We start from the raw sequence: 4,231 nt of genomic DNA on the forward strand, positions 1-4,231 counted from the left end.
CTTCATGCTCGGCGCGGCGCGTATATGGTTTGCGCTGGCACGCGACGGCCTTCTACCGGCATGGTACGCGCACATCCATCCGCGTTTCGGAACGCCGGCACGGCCCACCGTCATTCTCGGCGTGTTTACCGCCATCGTCGCCGGGCTGCTGCCGATTGGCGAAGTCGCCGAACTGGTCAACATCGGCACGCTTAGCGCTTTCATCATCATTTGCACAGCTGTGCTGGTGCTGCGTGTGCGCAAGCCGCACGTTGCGCGAAGCTTTCGCGCGCCTGCACTGGCGGTGGTCGCGCCCTTGGGTGTGCTGTTTTCGCTGCTGCTGATTTTCGGTGTGCCGTGGTCCGATACCGATGGCTGGCATCGCATTGGCGGTCTGCCGTGGATCACTTTCGAGCGCTTCATCATCTGGATGGCGCTGGGCTGCGTGATCTATTTCGGATACGGCATTCGCCATAGCCGTTTAGAAAAGGCACAGCGTAAAACCTCTTTTACGTGACCTCTGGCAGGGGAGGGGGACTGGGGCGTTGGCTCTACCATGGGTAGGTATACCTGCCACATTGGCGGGTGGTCATCCCCAGCTGTTTTCGCGGATGTTCCGCGAAAACAGTGCCTGCCCCGGAGTCACCTAGTGAAGTTTCATTCGATGCGTTTCAGCCTTCTTGCAGCAGCTGTTTTTGGAGCCATCACCCTTTCATCCATAGCGATGGCCCAGTCCGAAACTGGCGATACACCGGCCCCTGTCGATCAACCGTATGCTGGGATGCTGACGGTCAATGTGGACTTGAGCGACGCGGGCAAACGCGTCTTTCGCTCACACGAAACCATCCCGGTCAAATCCGGCGCGCTCACGCTGTTCTATCCCAAGTGGATTCCCGGCGAACATGCCCCTTCCGGCCCGGTGGAAAACGTATCGGGCCTGATCATTCGCGCGAACGGCAAACAGTTGCCGTGGCGCCGCGATCTGCGCGACATGTTCACGCTACATCTGGATGTACCCGAGGGCGTGAGCCAGCTCGACCTGGAATTCGAATTCCTGTCGCCGGGCGACGGCGAAGGCAGCAACTTCGGCGCAAGTGCATCGGCCACGCCGGACCTGGTCGACATGGAATTCAATCAGGTCGCCTTCTATCCAGCCGGCTATTACACGCGGCAGATCCAGATCCAGCCCACGGTCGAATTGCCGGAAGGCTGGAAATTCGGTTCGGCGCTGCAAGTGGATAGCCAATCGGGCAACACGACTCACTTCAAGCCGGTGAGCTTCAACAACTTCGTCGACTCGCCGCTGATTGCGGGCGCAAACTTCAATCGCGTCGATCTCACGCCGAGCGGCGGCACGTCCGTGCATCTGAACGTCGTGGGCGATTCGGCGAAGGCCGTCAAACTCACCGACAAACAGCTCCAACAGCAACGCGATGTCGTAAAGCAAACCAACCTGTTGTTCGGTGCGCATCACTACGACCATTACGATTTCCTGCTCACGCTTTCCGATCACACCGGGCACTTTGGTCTCGAACACCACCAGTCCAGTGACGACCGCCTGCCTGCCGATTTCTTCACTGACGACGACATGCACCTGTGGGCAGCCAGCCTGATGCCGCATGAATTCGTACATTCGTGGAACGGGAAATTCCGTCGTCCAGCCGATCTGTGGACGCCCAATTTCAACGTGCCCATGCAGGACGATCTGCTCTGGGTGTACGAAGGCCTGACCGACTACTGGTGCGGTGTGCTTACCGCGCGCGCGGGACTTTGGACACCGGATCAATACCGCGATTCCATCGCCAACATCGCCGCCGACATGACGTACCGCACCGGCCGCGCTTGGCGTTCGCTGCAAGACACGGCCGATGCCGCGCCGCTCACGTATTACGGTTCCGACAGCTGGCTCAACTGGGTGCGCGACACGGACTTCTATCCGGAGGGCCAGCTGTTGTGGCTCGACGTCGATACGAAGATTCGCGAACTCAGCGGCGGCAAGCATTCGCTCGATGATTTCGCGCACGCGTTCTACGGCATGGACAACGGTAGCTACGTCACCAAGACCTACACCTTCGACGATGTCGTGAACACGCTCAACCAGGTACAGCCGTTCGACTGGAAGACATTCCTGCGTGAGCGCCTCGATTACACCGGCGGCGAACTGCCGGAGCACGGCATCGAACGCGGCGGGTGGAAACTGGTGTTCACCGACACCCAGGGCCAAGCAGAAAAAGCGTACGAAGGCATTCGTCACGTGGCCAACCTGTCGTACTCGATCGGTCTGATCGTCAACCAGAACGGCCGCATCGCCGATGTGCAATGGAACGGTCCGGCGTTCCAGGCGGGTTTGGTGCCAGGCCTGTCCATCGTCGCCGTCAACGGCCGCGATTTCTCGCTCGACAGCTTGAAGGACGCCATCGACGCGGCCAAGACCTCACAGGCTCCCATCGAGCTGCTGGTCAAGAACGTCGATGTCTACAGCACCGTGAAGATCCACTACCACGGCGGCTCACGCTATCCGCATCTGGTGCGTGGCGATGGCAAGGATGTAATCGGGGCGATTGTCGCGCCGAGAAAATAAGGCCGCTCTACGTATCGCCTTAGAACGGCCGCCTTCGGGCGGCCGTTTTATTTCCTCTCCGGCCACAGGCGAGTCAAGAATTCGCCGTTTATGCCGATACCCAATACGGGCAAGTACCACCGCGATTCCCGCAGCGGAATTTGCGGGAAATTTGAGCCAATTGGGGTCGGTCGAGGGGAACTATGCTGGCATTCTGGAAGCGACTATTCGGACGCGAGGAGCCAAGAGAGCGGCCACGTCTGGGCGTGGTGCTTTCATGGCCCGAACCGCTCGCACCCGAAGCATTGCCGGCGGCACCCGATAGCGCCGAAGTCCAGGACGCGTTCTATCGCATGCTTCTTGGAATGCCCGAATCCGAGGTCGCCGACATGCGGCCGCAGGAGCAATTGCTGCTCAGGCGATTTGATGAGCTCTGCGGCGGCGAGCGTTTCGACATCACCACGTTGCCGCGGCTGCCCGAAGTGCTGCCGCAGTTGCTGCGTCTGCTTAAAAGCGAAGATTCCGACGGCATCAAGGTCGCCAAACTGATCGGACGAGATCCGGTGCTCGTGGGCGAAGTGATGCGTGTCAGTCGCAGCGCCCACTACCGCACGGCCAGGCCCATCAGCAGTCTGCAGCATGCGGTCGTGCTGCTCGGTCACGAAGGTTTGCGTCGCCTGGTCACGATGCATGTCATGAAGCCGATACTCAAAGGTAGTGCCGGGACGGTGGGGCATACGGCCGGCCAGCAGCTTTGGGATCATGCGGAACGTTGCGCACAGGCGTGCACGTATCTGGCGAAGGGATACAACGATCCCTTTGAAGGTTATCTCGCGGGTGTGGTCAGCAATGCGGGTGTGGGTGCGATGATTCGCGTGCTCGATCAGGAAGCGCCGACGTCGCTTGGCGTCTTCAGCCGTGAATTTCTCGACAGTTTTGTAAGGATGGCCAATCACCTGACATTGCGGGCGGCGAAGCATTGGGAATTGCCGTTGCCTGTTGTGGATGCGTTGCGCGAGCAGCTTGAGTTGCGCGTAAAGCCGCCTGTGAGTGAGTTGGGTAATGCACTGGCTGCGGCCGATCATGTGGCGATGGTGCAGATGCTTGAAGATAACCATGTGATCGATCCGGGGATGACGGCTGCGCGTGGCCGGGTTGATAAGTTGCCGGATGCGTTAGTGGATCGGGCGTTGCAGGATTTGAGGAGGGGGTTTCGGCAGCGCGAGGCTTATGCGGGATGAGTGTTGATTTTCGCGTTGTCCCTGGACGTCGTTACTGACCCTACTTGCGACTCCGTATATCCCGTCATTCCAGCGAAGGCTGGAGGCGTTTTACAACAGCGAAGCTGGTCATCTAGTGACTTGGGTTTTCCTTTGTGCGTTACGGCTAGATTGCTCGCCTGCGCGGCGGGCGTTTCGCCCGCCTGCCGGCGGCCGAGTTACTTTTCTTTGCTTGTCCACGCACACGCAGGAGCGTGTGCGAACAGCGAAGCTGGCCCGAAGGGCGCAGGGCATGGATGCCCGGAGTCAAGAAAGAGTAACCAAAAGAAAGGACACCCCGGAGAGCGCGCCCTACGGGTGCGCGAACGGGTTACGGGGTTTTTCGACAGCACTTCCTGTGCTGGCGAAAAACTGGCTGGCATCCGTGCCAGCCACCCTTCGGGCTTTCCTTCACCCGTTCGCCGCGCTCTAC

At 59.7% G+C, this 4,231-nt stretch carries 3 protein-coding genes; all 3 read left to right on the forward strand.

Annotation, left to right across the window (positions count from 1 at the left end):
* A partial coding sequence (locus VK725_RS13170; RefSeq protein WP_325318513.1) for an amino acid permease occupies positions 1 to 496 on the forward strand: 496 nt, incomplete at its 5' end.
* 132 nt (positions 497 to 628) lie between these two features.
* Entirely contained in the window at positions 629 to 2,560 is a 1,932-nt protein-coding gene (locus tag VK725_RS13175) for a M61 family peptidase (RefSeq protein ID WP_325318514.1), read from the forward strand.
* 182 nt (positions 2,561 to 2,742) lie between these two features.
* The gene (locus VK725_RS13180) at positions 2,743 to 3,780 is read left to right on the forward strand and encodes an HDOD domain-containing protein (protein WP_325318515.1); all 1,038 of its coding nucleotides are present in this window, start codon (positions 2,743 to 2,745) and stop codon (positions 3,778 to 3,780) included.
* Positions 3,781 to 4,231 lie beyond the last annotated feature (451 nt).

The organism is Dyella sp. (assembly GCF_035486915.1).
In the GTDB taxonomy this organism is placed as follows: Bacteria; Pseudomonadota; Gammaproteobacteria; order Xanthomonadales; family Rhodanobacteraceae; genus Dyella_B.

Excerpts from the sequence above, each read along its gene's own strand:
- VK725_RS13180 (WP_325318515.1), top strand. The coding sequence starts at position 2,743 with ATGCTGGCATTCTGGAAGCGACTATTCGGACGCGAGGAGCCAAGAGAG.